19 protein-coding genes are annotated in these 23,160 nt (G+C 66.9%); 16 read left to right on the top strand and 3 right to left on the bottom strand.

All coding sequences use genetic code 11. The features are described from left to right. The first annotated feature begins 188 nt into the window (after positions 1-188). From purH to C8J39_RS12245, 3 genes are all read left to right on the top strand, one after another. A complete protein-coding gene (purH, locus tag C8J39_RS12255; protein ID WP_120300731.1) occupies positions 189-1,751 on the top strand; it encodes a bifunctional phosphoribosylaminoimidazolecarboxamide formyltransferase/IMP cyclohydrolase in 1,563 nt (520 codons plus the stop codon). 272 nt (positions 1,752-2,023) lie between these two features. Beyond that, positions 2,024-2,362: a P-II family nitrogen regulator gene (locus C8J39_RS12250; RefSeq protein WP_056053652.1), complete on the top strand. Its 339-nt coding sequence runs from the start codon at positions 2,024-2,026 to the stop codon at positions 2,360-2,362. A gap of 11 nt (positions 2,363-2,373) precedes the next feature. Continuing rightward, the gene (locus C8J39_RS12245; protein WP_120300730.1) at positions 2,374-3,738 is read left to right on the top strand and encodes an ammonium transporter; all 1,365 of its coding nucleotides are present in this window, start codon (positions 2,374-2,376) and stop codon (positions 3,736-3,738) included. Between the two features lie 127 nt (positions 3,739-3,865). On the opposite strand, the gene C8J39_RS12240 is transcribed toward C8J39_RS12245, so the two are convergent. Continuing rightward, complete coding sequence (locus tag C8J39_RS12240) at positions 3,866-5,260, bottom strand: short-chain fatty acyl-CoA regulator family protein (protein WP_120300729.1); 1,395 nt, start codon at positions 5,258-5,260, stop codon at positions 3,866-3,868. Positions 5,261-5,360: 100 nt separating this feature from the next. On the opposite strand from C8J39_RS12240, the gene C8J39_RS12235 reads away from it, so the two are divergent. The 11 genes from C8J39_RS12235 to C8J39_RS12190 all read left to right on the top strand — a co-directional run bounded on the left by C8J39_RS12235 (position 5,361) and on the right by C8J39_RS12190 (position 17,856). After that, on the top strand, positions 5,361-6,887 hold the full coding sequence (locus tag C8J39_RS12235; protein WP_120300728.1) for an acyl-CoA carboxylase subunit beta: 1,527 nt from the start codon (positions 5,361-5,363) through the stop codon (positions 6,885-6,887). A gap of 59 nt (positions 6,888-6,946) precedes the next feature. Then, a complete protein-coding gene (locus tag C8J39_RS12230; protein ID WP_056063948.1) occupies positions 6,947-7,231 on the top strand; it encodes a hypothetical protein in 285 nt (94 codons plus the stop codon). Next, a complete protein-coding gene (locus C8J39_RS18525) occupies positions 7,228-7,443 on the top strand; it encodes a hypothetical protein (protein ID WP_132833587.1) in 216 nt (71 codons plus the stop codon). The genes C8J39_RS12230 and C8J39_RS18525 overlap by 4 nt, the downstream gene beginning before the upstream one ends. Beyond that, positions 7,440-7,946 (top strand): hypothetical protein, encoded by a 507-nt coding sequence (locus tag C8J39_RS12225; RefSeq protein WP_120300727.1) that lies wholly within the window; start codon positions 7,440-7,442, stop codon positions 7,944-7,946. Before C8J39_RS18525 ends, C8J39_RS12225 begins: the two co-directional genes overlap by 4 nt. Next, the gene (gene mce, locus C8J39_RS12220) at positions 7,943-8,368 is read left to right on the top strand and encodes a methylmalonyl-CoA epimerase (protein ID WP_120300726.1); all 426 of its coding nucleotides are present in this window, start codon (positions 7,943-7,945) and stop codon (positions 8,366-8,368) included. Before C8J39_RS12225 ends, mce begins: the two co-directional genes overlap by 4 nt. Positions 8,369-8,378: 10 nt before the next feature. After that, a complete protein-coding gene (locus tag C8J39_RS12215) occupies positions 8,379-9,164 on the top strand; it encodes an enoyl-CoA hydratase-related protein (protein ID WP_120300725.1) in 786 nt (261 codons plus the stop codon). Positions 9,165-9,294: 130 nt separating this feature from the next. After that, positions 9,295-11,445, top strand: coding sequence for a methylmalonyl-CoA mutase (gene scpA, locus C8J39_RS12210; RefSeq protein WP_120300724.1), 2,151 nt, complete (start codon positions 9,295-9,297; stop codon positions 11,443-11,445). Then, on the top strand, positions 11,442-12,503 hold the full coding sequence (gene bioB / locus C8J39_RS12205; protein ID WP_120300723.1) for a biotin synthase BioB: 1,062 nt from the start codon (positions 11,442-11,444) through the stop codon (positions 12,501-12,503). Before scpA ends, bioB begins: the two co-directional genes overlap by 4 nt. Continuing rightward, positions 12,494-12,856 (top strand): lysozyme inhibitor LprI family protein, encoded by a 363-nt coding sequence (locus tag C8J39_RS12200; RefSeq protein WP_120300722.1) that lies wholly within the window; start codon positions 12,494-12,496, stop codon positions 12,854-12,856. Before bioB ends, C8J39_RS12200 begins: the two co-directional genes overlap by 10 nt. Before the next feature lie 52 nt (positions 12,857-12,908). Then, entirely contained in the window at positions 12,909-14,936 is a 2,028-nt protein-coding gene (locus C8J39_RS12195; protein ID WP_120300721.1) for an acetyl/propionyl/methylcrotonyl-CoA carboxylase subunit alpha, read from the top strand. 541 nt (positions 14,937-15,477) lie between these two features. Then, positions 15,478-17,856, top strand: a complete 2,379-nt coding sequence (locus tag C8J39_RS12190) for a DUF3772 domain-containing protein (RefSeq protein WP_120300720.1) — start codon at positions 15,478-15,480, stop codon at positions 17,854-17,856. Here the strand turns inward: C8J39_RS12190 and C8J39_RS12185 are convergent, their stop codons facing one another. Together C8J39_RS12185 and C8J39_RS18800 are read right to left on the bottom strand one after the other, a co-directional pair. After that, positions 17,857-18,900, bottom strand: coding sequence for a spore coat protein U domain-containing protein (locus C8J39_RS12185; RefSeq protein WP_147420676.1), 1,044 nt, complete (start codon positions 18,898-18,900; stop codon positions 17,857-17,859). A 65-nt stretch (positions 18,901-18,965) separates the two neighbouring features. Then, the gene (locus tag C8J39_RS18800) at positions 18,966-19,151 is read right to left on the bottom strand and encodes a hypothetical protein (protein WP_165895190.1); all 186 of its coding nucleotides are present in this window, start codon (positions 19,149-19,151) and stop codon (positions 18,966-18,968) included. On the opposite strand from C8J39_RS18800, the gene C8J39_RS12180 reads away from it, so the two are divergent. Continuing rightward, a complete protein-coding gene (locus C8J39_RS12180; RefSeq protein ID WP_120300718.1) occupies positions 19,081-20,415 on the top strand; it encodes a sugar porter family MFS transporter in 1,335 nt (444 codons plus the stop codon). The genes C8J39_RS18800 and C8J39_RS12180 overlap by 71 nt on opposite strands. Before the next feature lie 125 nt (positions 20,416-20,540). After that, a complete protein-coding gene (locus tag C8J39_RS12175; RefSeq protein WP_310793833.1) occupies positions 20,541-23,138 on the top strand; it encodes a TonB-dependent receptor in 2,598 nt (865 codons plus the stop codon). The last annotated feature ends 22 nt before the right edge of the window (positions 23,139-23,160 follow it).

Genomic DNA, 23,160 nt, shown 5'->3' with positions numbered 1-23,160 from the left:
GAGGGGCCGGGGGTGGGTAGGCCTGCTCAAGCCCCAACGGTTCGAATATGCGGAACCCGACCCACCCCCAACCCCTCCCTTTCAGGGAGGGGAGCAGCGTCCCCCCGTTCCTCGCCCCCTGTTCCCAAACCCCAACCGACGCTAAGGCACCGCCGCACGGTGGCCTCCCCGGAACACGAAAGACTCCCATGACCAGCATCCCGATCAAGCGCGCGCTCCTGTCCGTTTCCGACAAGACCGGGATCGTCGATCTCGGCAAGGCGCTGGCCGCAAACGGCGTAGAGCTCGTCTCCACCGGCGGCACCGCCACCGCCCTCCGCGCAGCAGGCCTGGAAGTCCGCGACGTCAGCGAACTCACCGGCTTCCCCGAAATGATGGACGGCCGCGTCAAGACGCTCCACCCGATGGTCCATGGCGGCCTGCTCGCGGTCCGCGACGACGCCGGCCACGCCGCCTCGATGGCCGAGCACCAGATCGGCGCGATCGACCTCGTGATCGTCAACCTCTACCCGTTCGAGGCCACCGTCGCGAAGGGCGCCGACCGCGACACGGTGATCGAGAACATCGACATCGGCGGCCCCAGCATGGTGCGCTCGGCGGCCAAGAACCACGCCTATGTCGCGATCGTCACCGACCCCGCCGACTATGCGCTGGTCTCCGGCGGCACCACCACGCTCGACGACCGCAAAAAGCTCGCCGCCAAGGCCTTCGCCACCACCGCAGCCTATGACTCGGCGATCGCGACCTGGTTCGGCACGGTAGACCAGGCCGAGGAATTCCCCGCCACCCTGCCGATCACGCTCAAGCGCGGCGACACGCTTCGCTACGGCGAGAACCCGCACCAGTCCGCCGCGTTTTACACTGCAACCGGCACCGTCCGCGGCATCGGCCAGGCCCGCCAGCTCCAGGGCAAGGCGCTCAGCTACAACAACCTGAACGACGCCGACGCCGCGCTCGAGCTGATTGCCGAATTCCGCGACGCCGCGCCCTCCGTCGTGATCGTCAAGCACGCCAACCCCTGCGGCGTCGCCACCGGCGCCACCCTCGCCGAAGCCTATGCCGCGGCATTCGCCTGCGACACGGTCTCGGCATTCGGCGGCATCATCGCCGTCAACCGCACGCTCGACGCCGAAACCGCGCGCCAGATAACCGGCATCTTCACCGAAGTCGTCGTCGCCCCCGATGCCGACGAGGAAGCGATCGCGTTGTTCGCCGCCAAGAAGAACCTCCGCCTGCTGCTCACCGGCGACCTCCCCGATCCCGCCCGCCTCGGCTTGACGGCGAAGTCGATCGCCGGCGGCTGGCTCGTCCAGGGTCGCGACAACGGCACGCCGGGTGAGTTGAAGGTCGTCACCAAGCGCCAGCCGACCGAGCAGGAGCTGATCGACTGCCGCTTCGCCTGGACCGTCGCCAAACACACCAAGTCCAACGCAATCGTCTACGCTAAGGACGGCAGCACCGCAGGCATCGGTGCGGGCCAGATGAACCGCCTCGAATCCGCGCGCATCGCCGCGTGGAAGGCGAAGGACGCAGCCGAGAAGGCCGGCTGGTCCACCCCGCGCACGATCGGTTCGGCGGTCGCGTCGGATGCGTTCTTCCCGTTCGCCGACGGCCTGCTGGCCGCGGTCGAGGCCGGCGCGACGGCAGTGATCCAGCCCGGCGGCTCGATCCGCGACGCCGACGTCATCGCCGCAGCGGACGAAGCCGGCCTCGCAATGGTCTTCACCGGCATGCGCCACTTCCGCCACTGAGTTCGACATGCTCGGATCGCTTGCGCTAACCGTTCCCCCGCGAAAGCGGGGGCCCAGGACCACAAACGCTATCGCTTGTAACCCTGGGCTCCCGCCTTCGCGGGAGAACAGCCGCCGCGGCAAGACTGCCCATAAAACAGGCACCTCCACCGCACTGCACAAGTTTTAACCCCAAAACCCCCGCTGCTCGCCCCGCAAGCACACCCACCCCTCCACACCCCAATTGGCACGCACATTGCGAGGCGCCCCCGGTAACAAGGGGAAGGGGCGCGATGAAACTCGTCATTGCCATCATCAAGCCGTTCAAGCTCGACGAGGTGCGCGAAGCGCTCACCACGATCGGCGTGGCGGGCATGACGGTCACCGAGGTCAAGGGGTTCGGCCGTCAGAAGGGCCAGACCGAGATCTATCGAGGGGCCGAATACAGCACCAACATGGTGCCGAAGATCAAGATCGAGGTGGTCTGCGCCGCCAGCCTGTCCGATCGCGTGGTCGAGGCGATCCAGGCATCGGCGAACACCGGCGCCATCGGCGACGGCAAGATCTTCGTGCTCGACGTCGGCCAGGCGGTACGCATCCGCACCGGTGAAACCGACGATTCAGCGCTCTGAGGGGGGACGAGATGAAGCATGATTTGAAGAAGGCCGCCGTCGCGGCTCTAGGGTTCGGCGCGACGATGATCGCCGCCGCACCCGCCTGGGCACAGGCCGCAGCCGCACCGGTGGTCGCGCCTGTCGTCGCGACCGTGAACAAGGGCGACACCGCCTGGATGATGACCTCGACGATCCTCGTCCTGATGATGATCCTCCCAGGCCTCGCGCTGTTCTACGGCGGCCTCACGCGGTCGAAGAACATGCTGTCGACCATGACTCAGATCGGTGCCGTCGCGGCGCTCGCGATGCTGATCTGGGTGATGTGGGGCTACACGCTGGCGTTCGGTCCCGACGTGACCAACCCGCTGCTCAGCAACTTCATCGGCAGCTTCGACAAGGCGTTCCTGAAGGGCGTCACGCCCGCCTCGCAGGCAGCGACCTTCACCGCGGGCGTCGAGATTCCCGAATATGTCTTCATCTGCTTCCAGATGACCTTCGCCGCGATCACCATCGCGCTGGTCCTGGGGTCGGTCGTCGAGCGCATGAAGTTCTCGGCGGTGATGGTGTTCGGCCTGGTCTGGCTAACGATCGTCTACTTCCCGATCGCGCACATGGTGTGGGCATCGAGCGGGTATTTCTTCAAGGCGGGCGCACTCGATTTCGCCGGCGGCACCGTGGTCCACATCAACGCCGGCGTCTCGGCGCTGGTCGCGGCCCTGATCCTCGGCAAGCGTATCGGCTATCCGAAGGAGCCGATGGCACCGCACTCGCTGGTCATGACCGGCATCGGCACCGGGCTGCTCTGGGTCGGCTGGTTCGGCTTCAACGCCGGCTCGGCGCTCGAGGCGAACGGTTCGGCCGCGCTTGCGATGCTGAACACCTTCGTCGCCACGGCCTCTGCCGCCCTGTTCTGGATGCTTGCCGAGAAGCTCTCGGGTCACAAGGGTTCGGCTTTGGGCTTCTGCTCGGGCATCGTCGCCGGCCTCGTCGCCGTCACGCCGGCCGCAGGCAACTCCGGCCCGTTCGGCGCGATCGTCCTCGGCGCGATCGCCTCGCTCGTCTGCTTCATGGCGGTGTCGAAGCTCAAGCCGATGCTCGGCTACGACGACTCGCTCGATGCCTTCGGGATCCACGGCATCGGCGGCATGATCGGCGCGATCGGTACCGCGGTCGTCTACGCCCCGTCGCTCGGCGGCCCTGGTGCTGCGGACTATGCGATGGGCGCCAAGCTCTTCGTGCAGCTCCAGGCGGTGATCGTCACGATCATCTGGGCCACGATCGGCACCACGATCGCGATCTACGTCGCCAAGGCCGTCACCGGTCTGCGGGTCTCGCCGGAAGTCGAGCACGAGGGTCTCGACATCGGCGAGCACGGCGAGCGCGCTTACAACTGATCGGTAGCGGGCCAGTCGAGCCCGCACCCACGACGTTCCTCCTGCGGACAACCTTAGCCCGGTGTGGAAACACACCGGGCCTTTTTTATGGCGATCGAAGTGGGGCTTCGATCGAGTTCCGAAGGGGCTAAACCACCTCGTACGGCACGGCGCCGCGGCGGTCGGGATCGACCCGGATCTCGCTGGCAGCCGGCGGAAACGCGCGCTGGTCGCAGTCGGTGCGCAGGCAGATGCGGCATGACGTCCCGATCGGCGTCGCGATCCCGCCCGTCCCGAGCGCATCCGCATAGATGAACTCCGACGCGTTCGCCTCCTCGCACCCCAGCGCCACCGCATAGCGCCGCGCCGGTCGCGTGTACGTCTCGGACGGCTTCACCAATCCCTTCGCCATCGAGACGTAGCGGATGCCGTCGGTCGTCTCGATCAGCTGAGTCAGGATTCGGTCGGGGATCGCCACCGCCTCGTGGACGATCCACAACGGGCAAGCTCCCCCGAACCGCGCGAACTGCAATCGCGTGGCGGAGTGACGCTTGGTGATGTTCCCAGCCATATCGACGCGGCAGAAGAAGAACGGGATGCCGAGCGCGCCGGGGCGCTGCAACGTCGAGAGGCGGTGACAGGTCTGCTCGAAACTCGTCCCGAAGATCCGCCGCAACCGGTCGATGTCGTGGCGGACGCTCCGTGCCTCGGTGCGGAAGCGCGTATACGGCATGACGATCGCCCCGGCCGCGTAGTTGGTCAGCCCCGCGGTCAGCAGCGCGCGCGCCGTCTCCGATGCCATCTCGGACGCTGCTACGATCCCGCCGATGACGTCGCCGAACTCGTGCCGCGCGACTTGGTGCGCGAGCGAGAACAAGGTCGTCTCGCCCGGCTGCGATCCGTCGAGCCTTAGGGTCGCGCCGTCGTAATCGCGCAACGGTGCGGCGAGCGCACCCGAGATCGCGACCGACACGCCTCGCGCGGCAAGCCGAGCCTCCAGCGCCGCAACCCGGTCCGTGCCCAAAGTCTCGCCGATGTCTTCCGCCCGCCGGTCGAGAGCATCGACATAATTGCCCGCCGCATTAAACCAGTCGCGCACGTCCTCCCACGGCAGCAACCCCGGCGCCCCCGACCCCGCCACCAGCCGGTCGTCCAGCGCCCGCAACTGCTCCTGCGCGCGCCGATACGCATCGTGCATCGCGACGAGGCGCTGCGCCAACAACGGCTGGTGCTTCACCGCCCGCCGCACCGCGGTCTCGTCGAGCGCCGGCGCCTCCACACTGGTGTCCGACACCGCCTCCAGCGTCGCGATCAGCAATGCGGTATCGTCCGCCGCATCGATGCTCCCCCAGTCCGCCGGAAACTCGCGCGCGAGCGTAATCAGCACGCCCTCGGTCACCGGGCGGTCGCCATTCTCGATCTGCGAAAGGTAGCTTACCGACAGCCCGATCCGCGCGGCCATCGCCGCCTGGCTGATTCCAAGAACGCGGCGCAGGTCGCGCAGGCGGTGTCCGACGAAGAGGCGACGCGCGGGCAAAGTCATATCCGTGCCTAGTTTGCAAACCTCACGTCAGCAAGTTTGCAACATTGCATTTGCGCATCGCATCCCGCTCTGTGAAGGCAATCAGCAGGACGGAGAGACGATGTCATCCACGATCGAAGAGCTTGAACGCCGCCGCGAAGCCGCCAGAGTCGGCGGGGGCCTCAAGCGGATCGCAGCGCAGCACGCCAAGGGTAAGCTCACCGCAAGGGAACGCCTTGACGTGCTGCTGGACGAGGGATCGTTCGAGGAGCTCGACATGTACGTCGAGCATAACTGCGTCGATTTCGGCATGCAGGACCAGGTGATCCCTGGCGACGGCGTGGTCACCGGCTCGGGCACGATCAACGGCCGCCTCGTCTTCGTTTTCAGCCAGGACTTCACCGTGTTCGGCGGCTCCTTGAGCGAACGTCACGCGCAGAAGATCTGCAAGGTGATGGACAGCGCGATGAAGGTCGGCGCACCGATCATCGGCCTCAACGACAGCGGCGGCGCACGCATCCAGGAGGGGGTGGCCTCGCTCGGCGGCTATGCCGAGGTGTTCCAGCGCAACGTGCTCGCGTCCGGCGTCGTGCCGCAGCTCTCGCTGATCATGGGACCGTGCGCAGGCGGTGCGGTCTATTCCCCCGCAATGACCGACTTCATCTTCATGGTGAAAGATTCGAGCTACATGTTCGTCACCGGCCCCGACGTGGTCAAGACGGTGACCAACGAGGTCGTGACGCAGGAGGCGCTCGGCGGCGCGGTGACCCACACCACCAAGACGTCGGTCGCCGACAACGCGTTCGAGAACGACATCGAGGCGTTGTTGGCCGCGCGCGACTTCTTCGATTTCCTGCCGTCGTCCAACCGTGACGGCGTGCCCGAGCGTCCTACCGCGGACGAATGGGACCGGATCGAGGAGAGCCTCGACACGCTGATCCCGGCGTCGGCGAACCAGCCCTACGACATGCACGAGCTGATCCGGAAGACCGTCGACGAAGGCGATTTCTTCGAGACTCAGCCGGCGCATGCGGCCAACATCATCACCGGCTTCGGCCGCATCGAGGGCCGCACGGTCGGCTTCGTCGCGAACCAGCCGATGGTGCTCGCCGGCGTGCTCGACATCAACAGCTCGAAGAAGGCGGCGCGGTTCGTGCGCTTCTGCGATGCGTTCGAGATTCCGATCGTCACCTTCGTCGACGTCCCCGGCTTCCTGCCCGGCACCGCGCAGGAGCATAACGGCATCATCAAGCACGGCGCGAAACTGCTGTTCGCCTATGCCGAGGCGACCGTGCCCAAGATCACCGTCATCACGCGCAAAGCTTACGGCGGCGCGTACGACGTGATGGCGTCGAAGCACCTGCGCGGCGACCTCAACTACGCCTGGCCGACCGCTGAGATCGCGGTGATGGGCGCGAAGGGTGCGGTCGAGATCATCTTCCGCGGCAAGACGCCCGAAGAGATCGCCGAGCGCACCGCGGAATACGAGGCGCGGTTCGCGAACCCGTTCGTGGCCGCGTCGAAGGGCTTTATCGACGAGGTCATCCAGCCCCACTCGACCCGCCGCCGCATCGCGCTCGGCCTACGGAAGCTCCGCGGCAAGGCGCTGGAGAATCCGTGGAAGAAGCATGACAACATCCCGCTGTGATCCAGCGGCTTGTTGCATGATGATAAGCACATTATCATGTCATGCGAAGGAGTCGTGACATGCAGACCGAACGCGTGACGTTTCTGACTACGCCCGATCATAAGGCCGCGCTCGATGCGTTCGCGGCGAACAGCGGCATGTCCGTCGGCCGCGTCGTGCGCGAAGCAACGACGCGGTATATCGCGACACCGGCATCGCGCGACGAGGAAGCGGCATTGGCGTTTCTCGCACCGGAGATCGAGGCCGCTGTCGACGACATGAAGATGTCCATCCAGTCGATGCGTGAGAATATCGCGCGCACCTGCGCTGTGGTCGATGCGGTGCTGGCGGGCGAAAGACCGTGAGTGCAGGCGAAAGGGCATTCGGCGTTTTCAAGACGATCCTGACGCTGAAGGATCAGCTCGATGGCCTTGATCGGGACGTGGCCCAGCTTGGCGGGCGACTTGCCGGTCTTGCCGGCGCGCATGGTGATCTCCGCGATCGAGTGTCTCGCTTGGAAGGGGTGATCGAAGGTGCCGCAATGGCGGCGGCCCAGCAGCGGAGGATTGAGGGATGATCGCGTTTCTTCTGCTTCAAGCCGCAGCCGTGGCGGCACCTGCACCAACCTGGAAGCTCGCAGATCGCACCAATCAGGCGGGCGTGCGCAGCATCTCTGCGTCGGTCACAGGCAATGACGGTCTGTCGCGGTTCGTCGTGAAGTGCGACGTTGCGTCCGAGCCGATCGTGTCGATCCAGTTCATCCAGCCGCAGCCGCTCGGGCAGGGGCCGGACAAGCTTGTCGCGGTGCGCTTCGACGGCGGGCCTGCGTTCAATTACAGCTGGCAGTTTCCGGGCACCGGCACCTACGTCACCGATCCCGAGGCAATCACCAGGTTGACCACGTTTCTCGTAAAATCGAAGACGGTACGGGTCGAGACCACCAACGGCGCAAGCTTTGCGGTGCAGGCGAATTTCATCGCACCGACCGGTGATGCGATGATCCGGCAGGTGCTCGGTGTATGTGGTTACACGCTCGGTGTCGTTCCCACGCCGCCGCCCCCATCGAAGGATGCGCAATGACGCTGGGCCGCCTTAACCATGTCGGGGTCGCGACGCCGTCGATCGCGAAGTCGGTCGAGACGTATCGCCTGCTGCTCGGTGCGACCGCGATCGGTGAGCCGTTCGACCTGCCGGCACAGGGAGTGAAGGTGTGCTTCATCGATGCGCCGAACGCGCAGATCGAGCTGATCGAGCCGTATGACGAGAGTTCGCCGATCGCTGGCTTCCTGCGCAAGAACCCGGCAGGCGGGCAGCATCATGTCTGCTTCGAGGTCGCCGATATCGCCGCCGCTGTCGCCGACCTGAAGGGGAAGGGCGCGACCGTGCTGGGCGAGCCGCGGATCGGCGCGCATGGCACGCCGATCGTGTTCGTGCACCCGAAGGACTTTGGCGGCATGCTGGTCGAGTTGATGGAGACGCCGGGCGATACCGGCGCGCACTAGGAGAGATCTGATGGCCGCGTACGAGCATATCCTCAGCGAACGGCGCGGCGACGTGCTGGTGCTGACGCTCAACCGGCCCGACCGGCTGAACGCCGCGCCCCCCGCGATGTTCGAGGAACTGCGCGCGGCGCTGGGCGATCTGGATGGGGCGCGGGCGGTGTTGATCGCGGGCGCGGGGCGCGCATTCTGTTCGGGCGCGGATGTCGGCGGCGGGGCGCTTGGTTCGGACAATCCGGGCGAGGCGACGTTCGCGGCGCTGACCGGAAGCTACAATCCGACGATGATGGCGATCGCCGACTTGTCGGTGCCGGTGGTGAGTGCAGTGCGCGGGCCGGCTGCGGGGATCGGCTGCAGCCTCGCGCTCGCTGCCGATTTCTGCGTCGCGAGCGAGAGTGCGTATTTCCTGCAGGCGTTCGTGAACATCGGGCTGGTGCCGGACGGCGGCGCGTCGTGGATGCTGCCGCGGTTGATCGGCAAGGCGCGGGCGACGGAAATGATGATGCTCGGCGAGCGCGTGCCGGCGGCCAAGGCGCTCGACTGGGGTATGGTGCACAAGGTCGTCGCGGACGACGCGCTCGATGCCGAGGCGTTCGCGCTGGCCGAGCGGCTGGCGGCGATGCCAACGGTCGCGCTCGGGTTGATGCGGCGGGCGATCACCGCCGCGTACGAGACGGATTACGCGACCGCAATGCAGGCCGAGGCGGCGAACCAGCGTGACGCGCGGGGGTCGGCGGATTCGATGGAGGGCGGCTGCGCGTTCCTCGAAAAGCGCAAGCCGGTGTTCACGGGCAAGTGACCTCCGCGTCCAACACCACCCCGGCGAAGGCCGGGGGCCAGTTGGGCAACGGTCGATTGGCTGGTGCTGCGCTGCGTTATTTCGACCTTTCCAACTGGGCCCCGGCCTTCGCCGGGGTGAAGTTCTTCGCATGACCGACAAGCCCGAATCCGCCCCCACGCTCGCCGACTGGCAGGCCGCCGCTACCAAGGAAGTAAAGGGCGCCGACCTCACCTGGCCGACCCCCGAGGGCATCGACGTCAAACCGCTCTACACCGCGGAAGACGTCACCGCCGACCCCGGCCTCCCCGGTTTCGCCCCCTTCACCCGCGGCGTCCGCGCGTCGATGTACGCGGGCCGCCCCTGGACGATCCGCCAATACGCCGGCTTCTCCACCGCCGAAGCCTCGAACGCATTCTACCGCCGCAACCTCGCCGCCGGCCAGAAGGGGCTGAGCGTCGCGTTCGATCTCGCCACGCACCGCGGCTACGACTCCGACCACCCCCGCGTCACCGGCGACGTCGGCAAGGCGGGCGTCGCGATCGATTCGGTCGAGGACATGAAGATCCTCTTCGACGGCATCCCGCTCGACAAGATGTCGGTCAGCATGACGATGAACGGCGCGGTGATCCCGATCCTCGCCTTCTTCATCGTCGCGGGCGAGGAGCAGGGCGTCGACCGGAAGCTGCTCGACGGGACCATCCAGAACGACATCCTCAAGGAGTTCATGGTCCGCAACACCTATATCTACCCGCCCGAGCCGAGCATGCGGATCATCTCGGACATCTTCGGCTACACCAGCCGCGAGATGCCCAAGTTCAACAGCATCTCGATCAGCGGCTATCACATGCAGGAGGCGGGAGCGACGCAGCTCCACGAGCTCGCCTTCACGATCGCCGACGGCATGGAATATGTGAAATACGGCGTCGCGTCCGGACTCGACATCGACAAGTTCGCCGGGCGGCTGTCGTTCTTCTTCGCGATCGGCATGAACTTCTTCATGGAGATCGCCAAGCTCCGCGCCGCCCGCGTCCTCTGGCACCGCGCGATGACGCAATTGGGCGCGCAGGACGAGCGCTCGAAGATGCTCCGCACGCATTGCCAGACGTCGGGCGTCTCGCTGACCGAGCAGGACCCGTACAACAACGTCATGCGCACGACGATCGAGGCGATGGCGGCGATGTTGGGCGGCACGCAGTCGCTCCACACCAACGCGCTCGACGAGGCGATCGCACTGCCGACCGACTTCTCCGCCCGGATCGCGCGCAACACGCAGATCGTGATCCAGGAAGAGACGGGGATGACCAAGGTCGTCGATCCGCTCGGCGGCAGCTATTATATCGAGAGCCTGACGCAGTCGCTGGTCGACGGCGCATGGACCCTGATCGAGCGGATCCAGTCCGAAGGCGGCATGGCGAAGGCGGTCGCGGCAGGCTGGCCCAAGGCGATGATCGAGGAAGCCGCCGCCGGCCGCCAGGCGCGCGTCGATCGCGGCGAGGACGTCATTGTCGGCGTGAACAAGTACAAGCTCGCCGAACAGGACGCGATCGAGATCCTCGACGTGGACAACGTCGCGGTGAGGGCGGGCCAGATCGAACGCATCAACCGCGTAAAGGCCACGCGCGACGAAGCCGTGTGCCGGGCTGCGCTCGACGCGTTGCGGGAAGGGGCGAAGGGCTCCGACAACCTCCTCGCGCTCGCCGTCGACTGTGCCCGAGCCCGCGCCACACTCGGCGAAATCTCGTCCGCGATGGAGGACGTGTTCGGCCGCTACGGCACGCAACCGACCCCCGTCTCCGGCATCTACGGCGGCGCGTACGAGGACGACGCACGCTGGACCCGCCTCACCGACGGCGTCGAAGCCACCGAACGCCGCCTCGGCCGCAAACCCCGCATGCTCGTCGCCAAGATGGGTCAGGACGGCCACGACCGCGGTGCGAACCTCGTCTCGTCGATGTTCGGCGACTTGGGCTTCGAGATCGTACCCGGCCCGCTGTTCCAAACCCCCGCCGAAGCCGCCGCACTCGCGCTGGAAAACGACGTCGACATCGTCGGTGCCTCGTCGCTCGCCGCCGGCCACAAGACGCTAATCCCCGAGCTGATCGGCTACCTCCGCGAGGCGGGGCGCGCGGATATCAAGGTGATCGCGGGTGGCGTTATCCCCGCACAGGACTATCAGGCGCTGCGCGATGCCGGGGTCCAGGCGATCTTCGGCCCCGGCACCAACCTGATCCAGGCCGCCGAGGACGTGTTGAAACTCCTCGGCCACAACATGGCCCCGCAAGAGGAAGCCGCCGAATGACCGATACCCTCCTCCGTACGCTCGCCCATGCAGTGGCTCCGAGCCTGGTGCGCGATGCTCCCGTTTCCCGCACCGACTGGACACGCCCCGAGATCGCCGCGCTGTTCGACCTCCCGTTCGACGAACTCATGTACCGCGCGCAGACCGTCCACCGCGCACATCACGCGATCGGCGAGGTCCAGCTCTGCACGCTGCTGTCGATCAAGACCGGCGGCTGCCCCGAGGATTGCGGCTATTGCTCGCAGTCCGCCTCGTCCGACTCCGGCCTCAAGGCGGAAAAGCTGATGGACGTCGACGCGGTCCTCGCCGACGCCGCGCAGGCCAAGGCCGCGGGATCGCAGCGTTTCTGCATGGGCGCCGCCTGGCGCAACCCGAAGCCGCGCGACATGCCGAAGGTCGTGGCGATGGTCGAGGGCGTCCGCGCGATGGGGCTCGAGACGTGCATGACGCTCGGCATGCTCGACGCGGACCAGGCCAAGCAGCTCGCCGACGCCGGCCTCGATTACTACAACCACAACATCGACACCTCGCCGGAGAACTACGGCAACGTCATCACCACGCGCACCTTCGGCGACCGGCTGGAGACGCTGGCGAACGTCCGTGACGCCGGGATCTCGGTCTGCTGTGGCGGGATCGTCGGGATGGGCGAGACGCGCAGCGACCGCGTTGGCTTCGTCCACGCGCTCGCCACGCTGCCGCGCCATCCCGAGAGCGTGCCCGTCAACGCGCTGGTCCCGGTCAAGGGCACGCCGCTCGGCGACATGCTCGCCGGCACGCCAATGGCGCAGATCGACGATATCGAGTTCGTCCGGACGGTCGCAGTCGCACGCATCACGATGCCGCTCAGCATGGTGCGCCTGTCGGCAGGGCGCGAGAGCATGTCCGAGGCGACCCAGGCGCTGTGCTTCATGGCGGGCGCGAACTCGATCTTCACCGGCGACAAGCTGCTGACCACCGGCAACGCCGGCGACAGTGCCGATGCGACGCTGCTGGCAAAGCTTGGGATGAAACCGATGGTCGGCGCGGAGCCGATGAGAGAGGCCAAGACATGCTGCTGATCGCACTCCTGATGACCGTGGCGGCGCCGATGCAGTCGCAGGCGACGATGAACGCGTCCGCCGGTACGAGTTATGCGCGGGCGGATGCGGCGATGGCCGCGCAGTGGAGGCGGACCTACGCCTATATGAAGGGGCGCGACGCGCAGGACGGGTCGCGCGGCAGCGGGTTTGGCTATGCGGCCGCGCTGTTGGAGAGCCAGCGCGCGTGGCTCAAGTTCCGCGATACGCAGTGCGTGATCGAAGGCGGGCAATATGCCGGTGGTTCGGCGCAGGGCCCGACGACGGCGGGGTGTCGGACCGACCTCACGCAGGCTCGCACGAAGCAACTCAAGACGATGATGTGGTACCAATAACCAGTCCGCACCCGGACCGCGTCCGGCAAGACGGCACAGATTAGGGCGAGTGATGTTCAAGAAAATCCTGGTCGCCAATCGGGGCGAGATCGCATGTCGGGTCATGCGGACCGCCAAGGCGATGGGCATCAAGACCGTCGCGGTCTATTCCGACGCCGACGCGCGCGCGCCGCATGTGCTGATGGCCGACGAGTCGGTCCGGCTCGGGCCGGCACCCGCCGCGGAGAGCTATCTCAAGGCGGAGCTGATCCTGCTCGCGGCCAAGGAAACCGGCGCGGACTGCATCCACCCCGGCTACGGCTTCCTCTCCGAACGCGAGAGTTTCGCGCTGGCCTGCGGCGAGGCCGGGATTGCTTTCGTCGGGCCTCCCCCCAACGCGATCGCCGCGATGGGCGACAAGATCGAATCGAAGAAGCTCGCCAAGGCCGCGGGCGTCAACGTCGTGCCGGGCTATCTCGGCGAGATCGACAGCACCGACCACGCGGTCGAGATCGCCGGTGGCATCGGCTATCCGGTGATGATGAAGGCATCGGCCGGCGGCGGCGGCAAGGGCATGCGGCTGGCGTATAGCGAACAGGACGTCCGCGAAGGCTTCGAGGCGACCAAGCGGGAAGGGCTCGCCAGCTTCGGCGACGACCGCGTGTTCATCGAGAAGTTCATCGAAAGCCCGCGTCACATCGAGATCCAGCTGATCGGCGACCAGCACGGCAACATCGTCTATCTCAACGAGCGCGAATGCTCGATCCAGCGCCGCCACCAGAAGGTCGTCGAGGAGGCGCCGTCGCCGTTCGTCACGCCGAAGATGCGGAAAGCCATGGGCGAGCAGGCGGTCGCGCTGGCACAGGCGGTCGGCTATTATTCGGCGGGAACGGTCGAGTTGATCGTCTCGGGCGCGGATACGACGGGGGAGGGGTTCTACTTCCTCGAGATGAATACCCGGCTCCAGGTCGAGCATCCGGTGACGGAGGAGATCACCGGGCTGGACCTCGTCGAGCTGATGATCCGGGTGGCTGCGGGGGAGCCGCTCGGGTTCACGCAGGATGACGTGAAGCTCAACGGTTGGTCGATCGAGAACCGGGTGTATGCCGAGGACCCGTATCGCGGGTTCCTGCCGAGCATCGGCCGCCTGGTCCGGTATAACCCGCCCGAAGCTTCTCCCCTCCCGCTTGCGGGAGGGGGAGCAGAAGAACCCCGAGTCCGCGTCGACGATGGCGTCCGCGAGGGCGGCGAGGTCAGCATGTTCTACGACCCGATGATCGCCAAGCTCATTACCTGGGCGCCCACCCGCGACGGCGCGATCGCCGCGCAGATCGCTGCGCTCGATGCGTTCGAGCTGGAGGGGCCGGGCAACAACATCGACTTCCTCTCGGCGATCATGCAGCACCCGTGCTTCCAGTCGGGCGCGCTCACCACCGGCTTCATCGCCGAGGAATATCCCGAGGGCTTCCACGGAGCGCCCGCCGACGTCGAATTGCTGAAGACGCTCGCCGCCGTCGCTGCCTTCGCCGCGACCGCAGAAGCCGACCGCGCCCGCCGCATCGATGGCCAGCTCGGCAAGCGCCTCCGCCCGCCCGCCGACTGGGTGGTGACCATCGACAAGATCGACCACGCGGTGACGGTCTCGACCGACGGCATCATGGTCGACGGCGAAGAGCTCGACTTGGCGCTCGAATACACGCCCGGCGATCGCATGGTGGTCGCCGACGGTCACGGGACCGATGGCGACGAACACCTGACGATCCGCATCGCCAAGGCCCGCGCCGGCTTCAAGCTTACGGCGCGAGGGGCGAGCCATGTTGCCCGCGTGCTGCCCGCCCGCGTCGCGCCGTACACGGCGCATCTGATCGAGAAGGTCGCGCCCGATCTGTCGAAGTTCCTGATCTGCCCGATGCCGGGGCTGCTGGTGCGGCTCGACGTCGCGGCGGGCGACAAGGTCGAGGCGGGGCAGGCGCTGGCCGTAGTCGAGGCGATGAAGATGGAGAACATCCTGCGCGCCGAGAAGACGGGGACGGTGAAGTCGGTTGCGGCGAAGACCGGGGACAGCCTGGCTGTGGATCAGGTTATTCTCGAACTGGACTGAGCGACGCGCGGTCCAGTTCCGCCCCAGTAAACGCCCATCCCGCCCCGTCATGCCGGACTCGTTCCGGCATCCACCGTTCCGCATACCGGATAGAATTGAATGTGCGGAGCGGTGGGTCCCGGCCTCCGCCGGGATGACGGAGGGGGAAAGGGGCCGCTTTCCTGCTGGCCATCATGGCGCAGCGGACCGCACTTCTTGTTTCCCCGCGAAGGCGGGGACCCAGTCTGGGCTCCCGCCTTCGCGGGAGAACAAGTAGGGTCTAGCCGGCGGCTGCATTTCCAGTACCGCGTTCCAATCACCCACCCCGGCGAAGGCCGGAGCCCAGTTGAGAGCGGCTGGTGATCTAGGTCAGCGCTTCGTTACAGCGACCTTTCCATCTGGGCTCCGGCCTTCGCCGGGGTAGTACATCTGTTTGTCGGATGGACGTGCGATGGGCAGGCGCTCGTCCTGAGACTTGCTGAAAACAGCGGCAGCGGTGCCGAGACCCAAGCCCAACGCCACCCCCTCCCGTTTCCGACCCCATAGCTGTACAGCACCCCGGATGACCCTCTTCCGTTACCTCGCCACGCTCCTCCTTCTAGCCAGCGCGCTCCCCGCGATCGCGCAGGACGAGCCCAAGGTCGCGACCGTCGCAGCGAGCCTCACCCAAGCCTCCGCCGAACTCCAGGCGATCGACGACGCCACCCCCGCCGCGCGCGACGACAAGGCGCGGCAAGCCCTCCGTACCCGCGCGCAAACCGTGCAGACCACCGCCGCCGACGCAGTCCGCACCCTCACCCCCGAGATGGCCCTCGTCCAGGCGCGCGTCACCGAGCTCGGCGCCGCCACCCCCGGCGTGGTCGAAGCGCCCGAGATCCGCCAGCAACGCAAGCTCCTCGCGCAGAGCCAGTCCGCGATCGACTCCGCGATCAAGCGCGCCCGCCTCATCGGCATCGAGGCCAAGCAGCAGATCGACGATATCGGTGCGGCCGAGGCGGAGGAACTCGGCCAGCAACTGTCCGAAAACACCGGCTCGCCGCTGTCGCCGACATTATGGGCCGCGATCGTCGATCACCTGCCGCGCGACACCGCGCGCATGATGCGGTTCGCCAATGTCGAGATCCGCCAGTTCGGCGCGCGGTTCGACATGCGCGCCGGCACCGGCCTGCTGATCGGGATCCTAACCGCGCTGGTGCTGATCGTGCCGCTACGACGCTGGCTGCACGGCGTCGGCCGGCGCTACGCGACCAACCACGCGCCCGGCGGTCGCCTGCGACGCTCGGCCTATGCGCTGTGGTTGGTCGTGATCGGCACCGCGCTGCCCGGCCTCGCCGCCTGGGCGATCGTCGCCTCGCTGCGCTGGGCCGGGCTGGTATCGCCCGCCTGGAGCCGGTTCGGCGCGCTCTTCGTCGGGATCACATGGTTCTGCGCGTTCGTGTCGTCGCTCGGCGGTGCGCTCCTGCTGCGCGGCCAGTCCACATGGCGGCTGCTGCCGATCGGCGACCCGGCCGCGCAGGCGCTGCGCCCGTACACCTGGATGGCCGCCGGGCTGATCTTTTTCGGCCAGCTGCTGATCGCGACGAACACGCTGATCGGCATCAGCGCGCCGGCATCGAGCGCGGCCAACGCGGTCGTTGCGTTGCTCCACATCGTCCTGCTCGGCGCGATCCTGGTGACGCTAGGCCGGTTGCGCGCCGCCGCGCTGCCCGACCCGACAAAGCCCGCGCGCAACACGCTGCTCGCGATCGTCGCGACATTGGTCTGGCTGGTCCTGCTCGTGACGCTGATCGCCGGGCTGATCGGCTATGTGAACTTCGCGCTGAAGGTCGCGACGTGGTTGCTGTGGGGGGCGATCGTCGGCGCGTCGTTGTACCTGATGATGACGTTCACCGACGATGCGTGCCGGACGCTGCTGTCGAGCGGCAACCGTCTCGGGCGTTCGGCGAACAGCGGGTTCGGGGTCGACAACAAGACCGTCGACCAGATCGGCGTACTGCTGTCCGCGGTGTTGCGGCTGCTGCTGATCCTGCTCGCGGTCGGCGCGGTGATGGCGCCGTTCGGGGCGGGCGTCGGCTCGGCGTTCGAGCTGTTCGGGACGGTCGCGAACGGCGTGACGATCGGCCAGGTCACGATCTCGCCGGGCGCGGTGCTGCGCTCGATCGCGGTGCTGTTCGTCGCGCTCGCGATCATGCGCGGGCTGCAGCACTGGCTGGTGAACAGCTATCTGCCGACCACCGCGATGGATGCCGGCGCGCAGAATTCGGTGATGATGGTCGCGCGCTATGCCGGGATCATCGCCGCGGTGCTGTGGGCGCTCGGCGCGCTCGGGATTGGCATGGAGAAGCTTGCCGTAGTGCTCGGCGCGCTGTCGGTCGGGATCGGTTTCGGCCTCCAGGCGATCACGCAGAACTTCGTCTCAGGCCTGATCCTGCTCGCCGAGCGCCCGGTGAAGATCGGCGATCTCGTCCGGATCGGTAACATGGAGGGCGACGTAAAGCGGATCAACGTCCGCTCGACCGAGATCCAGGTGGCGGACCGCTCGACGCTGATCGTCCCGAATTCGGAGCTGATCACCAAGACCATCCAGAACATGACGCTGGCAGCGCCGATCGGCCGGATCCAGCTTCAATTCTCGGTGCCGCTCGAGGAGGATCTGGATGCGGTGCGGACGATGCTGTTCGCGGCATTCGCGGAGAAGCACGAGGTGCTCGACGATCCCGAGCCCAAGGTGTTCATCGATTCGATCGATGCCGGTCGCGCCAAGTTCAACTGCTTCGCGTACGTGGCGAGCCCGCGGGATGCCTATCCGATGCGCAGCGAACTGCTGTTCACGCTGCTCCGCCAGTTCCGCGAGGCGGGCATCGAAGTCGGCTCGACCGCGACCAAGATGGAGATCGTCGGCGGCATGCCTGCTTCGCCTGCTACCGACGTGCCGGCCTGATCATTTGACCGAATAGGGAATCGAGATCGTATAGGCGGTGCCGGCGGCCATCTTGCCTTTCGGATTGAACTTTACCGCGGTGACCAGCCCTTGCGTCGTCGCATCGCCGGCGACCGGGGTGTAGCCCCAGACGTTGCTGCCGGTGGCGAAATCGACGTCGTCGCCGCCGTCAGACGGCGATACATAGCTGAACCGCAACCCGGTCGTGCCGGTGGTATCGTCACCCCGCACGACCGGGCCGTTGCCCGTGCCGTCCCCGTCGAGCGCGATGCGCAGCCCGGCGGGGGTGGGCAGCGTCACGGCGAGCGTGTTGAGGTCGAGCGGCACGATGTCGGGGTTTTCGATCCGCATCATGATCCGCAATTTCGAGCCGGGGATGGCCTTGGGGTTGTTGGTCGATGCGGACGCTTCCCATGTGGTCCGCTGCGAGACGGAGACGATCGCGCCCTTTTCGGCGACGGTCATGGTGACGGCGACGGTCCCGCTGGCGCTGCCGCTATCGCGGTTTAAGCAAATATTCACCAGCCCAAGCGCGTCCAGCCCGAGCAGCGTGCAGAACGACCAGTCCCACTTCACCTCGAAACTGCCGGTATAGACACCGGGTGCCAGGCTGGTCGTGCTCCGCGCCTTCAGGTAGATCGGCACGGCAGCGCGCCCGTTGCTGAGCAGCGCCAAGCCGGTGCCGTTGACGAGCGTGCGCGGCGTGCCCGGAACGATCGGATACTGGCCGCCTTGGTCCGCCGCCAACAGGTAGGTAGCGGTCGACGTGCCGGACTTCAGCGTCAGGACCGTACCCGCCTTGACGGTGGCGACCAGCGAATCGTTCGACATCAGCGCCAGCAGCGTGGTGTTCGCGCAGCCGAACGACCCGGTGGTCGCGACGTAGGGCATCGCCGACGGCACCGTGTCGGTCGAATAGAGCGCGGCCGGCGAGAAGGTACCGACATCGGCGGAAGAGGTCTTCGCGACACCGCAGGCAGCCCAGGCGGTCCCCGGCACGGCGATCGCCGCCACCGACGCCGCAGCTGCCATCACGATTCTCATCACTGCGGTCGGCAACGCCTCGCCCCTTTGCGCCTGTCAATGTGCACGGGCTAGTCGGCGATTCGTTAACGCGCTTTCAAAGACCTGAAATGGGTGTTTTCGTCGAACCGGTTCATCGCGAAGGTGTCGGCGGCCTTGCGGCGCTTGCGGCGGCCGTCAAACTGTTGAAACGTGCCGGACATGACGATCGCGCCCACCGCATCTCGCCCTTCGGCCCAGCCCAGCACCGTCCTGATCGCGAGCGTCGCCACTGCCGCGCTCTCGGGCCTGTTGTTCGGTTTCGACACCGCGGTGATTGCCGGCGTCACCGGCGCACTGAAGGCGAAGTTCGCGCTGAGCGAGGCGTGGCTAGGCTTCACCGTCTCGTCCGCGCTCTGGGGTACGCTGATCGGTGCGCTGTTCGTGGGCACGCTCGGCGATCGCTACGGCAGTCGCAACGTGCTGCGGATGCTCGCCTTCCTGTACGTCGTCACCGCGCTTGGCTGTGCGCTGGCGTGGAACTGGCACAGCTTCATCGGCTTCCGCTTCATCAACGGCATCGCGATCGGCGGCTCGTCGGTGCTCGCACCCGCCTATATCGCCGAGCTGGCGCCGCCAGCACAGCGCGGGAAAATGGTCGGCGGGTTCCAGTTCGCGGTCATCCTCGGCATCCTGCTCGCCTATGTCTCGAACGCGGTCATCGGTTCGCTCGATCTCGGCGATGTCGAGTGGCGGTGGAAGCTCGGGATCGTCGCGGCACCGTCGCTGGTCTTCTCCGCGCTGCTGTTCCGCATTCCCAATTCGCCGCGCTGGCTGCTCGCCAAGGGTCGCGACGTCGAGGCGAAGGACGTGCTGGCGCTGGTCGGAATGAGTCCCGACGTCGCGTGCGCGGACCTCGATGCGCCGAAGGGCGAAGCGTCGCTGTCCTGGACGCGCCACCGCAAGCCGATCACGCTCGCCTTCCTGGTCGCGATGTTCAACCAGTTCAGCGGCATTAACGCGTTCCTCTATTACCTCAACGACATCTTCAAGGCGTCCGGCGGCAGCCTTTCGCCCGACCTGCAAGCCGTGATGATCGGTGTCGCCAACATGGTCTTCACGCTGCTCGGCATGCTCCTGATCGACCGGATCGGGCGGCGAACGCTCCTGCTGTGGGGCTCGGCCGGCATGACCGCGGCGCTGACCGTCGGCGGGTTGGCGCTATTGGGAGTCCTGCCCAACTGGCTGCTGCTGCCGTCGCTGATCGTGTTCATCATGTTCTTCGCCCCCGGCTCGGGCGCGGTGATCTGGGTCTATATCTCGGAGGTTTTCCCGCAGAACGTCCGCGCGCGCGGGTCGAGCATCGGGTCGTCGAGTCACTGGGGCTGGAACGCGGTGATCGCGCAGGTCTTCCCCATCGCTGCGGCATGGTCGGCAGGCGCCCCGTTCCTGTTCTTCGCCGCGATGATGGCGGTGCAGTTCGTGACCGTGTTCCTATACTTTCCCGAGACCAAGGGCGTGCCGTTGGAGGAGATGGAAGCGCATATGTCGCGATAAGCCGCGCTTGTGACGAAAGCACCGCCGAACCGGCACAATCCTGCGACAATTGCCGCCTAATCGGCATGCTCGATCATCGGGGTGGAACGGGTATGCGCAGTTTGGGTCTGGTTCTGGCAGTGAGCATGCCCGCAATGGCGGCCGCGCAACAGGCACCGTCGCGTCCCGCCGCCGCACCCGCCGCGCAATCGCCCGAACAGGACGAGGGCGCCGAATCCGAGGAGATCGTCGTCACGGGTTCGCGCAAACTCCCCGGCGCGGTGATCGGCGACATCCCACCCGACCAGACGCTGGGCCAGGCCGAGATTCGATCCTACGGCGTCAGCACCGTCTCCGACCTGCTCAACGAACTCAGCCCGCAGACCACCAGCGGTCGCGGCAGCGGCGGCGCGCCGGTCGTGCTGCTCAACGGCCGCCGCATCTCCAGCTTCAGCGAGATTCGCGACATCCCGACCGAGGCGATCCAGCGCGTCGAGATCCTGCCCGAGGAGGTCGCGCTCAAATACGGCTATCGCGCCGACCAGAAAGTCGTGAACTTCGTCCTGCGCCGCCGCTTCCGCGCGGTGACTGCCGAGGCCGCCGACACGCAGGCGACCGAGGGCGGCGGCAACACCCCCAAGGGCTCGCTAGACATGCTCAACATCGCGCGCGATCGCCGGCTCAACCTGCACGTCGAATACACGTCGAGCGAGCCGCTCACCGAATCGCAGCGCGACATCCTCCAGCCTCAGCGCACCGCGAACAGCGGGCTCGGCGCGGATGGCAATGTCGTCGACCAGCGGCCGTTCCGCACGCTCCAGTCCGCGACCAGCACCTTCACCGCGAACAGCGTCTATGCGCGCAACATCTTCGGCAATATCGGCGCGACGATCAACGGCCGCCTCGAATCGACCGACAGCCGCAGCCTCAACGGCCTGCCCGTCGTCGCGCTGACACCGTTCGGCAGCACCACGTCCGTCAATCGCGCGATCGAAGACGACGGCGTCCTGCCGTTGACCCAGCGGACCTCGTCGATCGCCGCGCATCTCGGCACCACGCTCAACGGCGATATCGGCACGTGGCGGTGGAACGTGACGGGCAATTACGATCGCAGCGACACGCAGACCTTCACCGAGACCGGCGTCGACGCGAGCGCTTTCGCTGCCCGCATCCGCGCTGGCGATCCGACCGCCAACCCGTTCGGCCGCCTGAGCGCGAGCGACTTCGGCGCACTGCCCGGCAACCGCGCCTATGCGACGCAGAGCACCGGCGAACTCGACGCGGTCGCGAACGGCAATCTCTTCTCGCTTCCTGCAGGCGCAGTCTCGACGACGATCAAGCTCGGTGCCGAAACCGCCGATTTCAAAAGCCGCTCGTACCGCACCGTCAATCTTCTGGGGGTCGATACGCAGGGCCGGGTGTCGCGCGACACGGTCAATGGCCAGGTCAATGTCGACGTGCCGCTGACGAGCCGGTCGAAGGACGTGCTGCCGTTCCTCGGCACGCTGTCGGCGAACTTCAACCTCGCCGAGGATCACCTCTCGGACTTTGGCACGCTGCAAACACTCGGCTACGGCGCGAACTGGTCGCCGATCGAAGGCGTGCGCGTGATCGCATCCGTAACCGACACCGACGAGGCGCCGACCGCGCAGCAGCTTGGCAACCCGTCGATCACCACGCCCAACGTCCGCGTGTTCGATTACGTGCGCGGCGAGACCGCGACCGTCACGACGATCAGCGGCGGCAATCCCGGGCTGGTCGCGGACAACAATCACGTCAAGAAAGTCGGGCTAACGCTGAAGCCCTGGTCCGCCAAGGACCTCTCGATCACCGCCAATTATGTCGAGAGCCGGGTCGACAACCCGATCGCAGCCTTCCCGGCAGCGACCGCGGCGATCGAGGCGGCGTTCCCCGATCGCTTCCAGCGCGACGCGGGTGGCAACCTATTGCAGGTCGATCGGCGGCCGATCAATTTCGCGCGCAGCGATCGCTCCGAACTGCGCTGGGGGATCAACTTCTCCGCACCGCTCAAGTCGAAGATCCAGCGTGAACTCGAGGCGTATCGTGCCGGCACCGGTCCCAACCCGTTCGAAGGCCTGCAACCCCCCGGCGGCCGTCGTCCCGGTGGCGCAGGCGGCGATGGACCGCGCGGTGAGGGTGCGCGCGGCGACGGTGCGCGTGCCGGTGGTCCCGGCGCTGGTGGTCCCGGCGGCGGAGGCGGCGGGCGTGGCTTCGGCGGGCGTGGCGGGCAAGCCGGTGGCCGCATCCAGTTCGCGGTTTACCACACCTGGCACTTCACCGACCGCGTCCTCGTCGCAGACGGCGGGCCTAGCCTGAACCTGCTGAACGGCGACGCGATCGGCAACAGCGGCGGGCAGGCGCGTCACGAACTGGAGGCGCAGGCGGGGTACACCAACAACGGCCTCGGCGCGCGCATATCCGCCAACTACGCGACCGGCACGCGCGTCAACGGCGGCACGATCGCCGCGCCCGAGACGCTCAACTTCGGCGGCCTCGCCACCGCCAACGCCCGCCTGTTCGCCGATCTCGGCCAGCGCCTCGAATGGGTGAAGGCGCATCCATGGCTGCGCGGCATGCGCGTCAGCCTGTCGGTCGACAACGTCTTCAACACCCGCCAGCGCGTCACCGACGCGACGGGCGTTGTTCCCAACACCTACCAGCCCGACTATCTCGACCCGCTCGGCCGCACCGTCCGCCTCAGCATCCGCAAACTGTTCTTCTAACGGGGACCGAGGTCGCCGCGAA

Source organism: Sphingomonas sp. PP-CC-1A-547, from assembly GCF_003610375.1.
Taxonomy (GTDB): Bacteria; Pseudomonadota; Alphaproteobacteria; order Sphingomonadales; family Sphingomonadaceae; genus Sphingomonas.
This window is presented reverse-complemented; position numbering and strand designations above follow the sequence as displayed.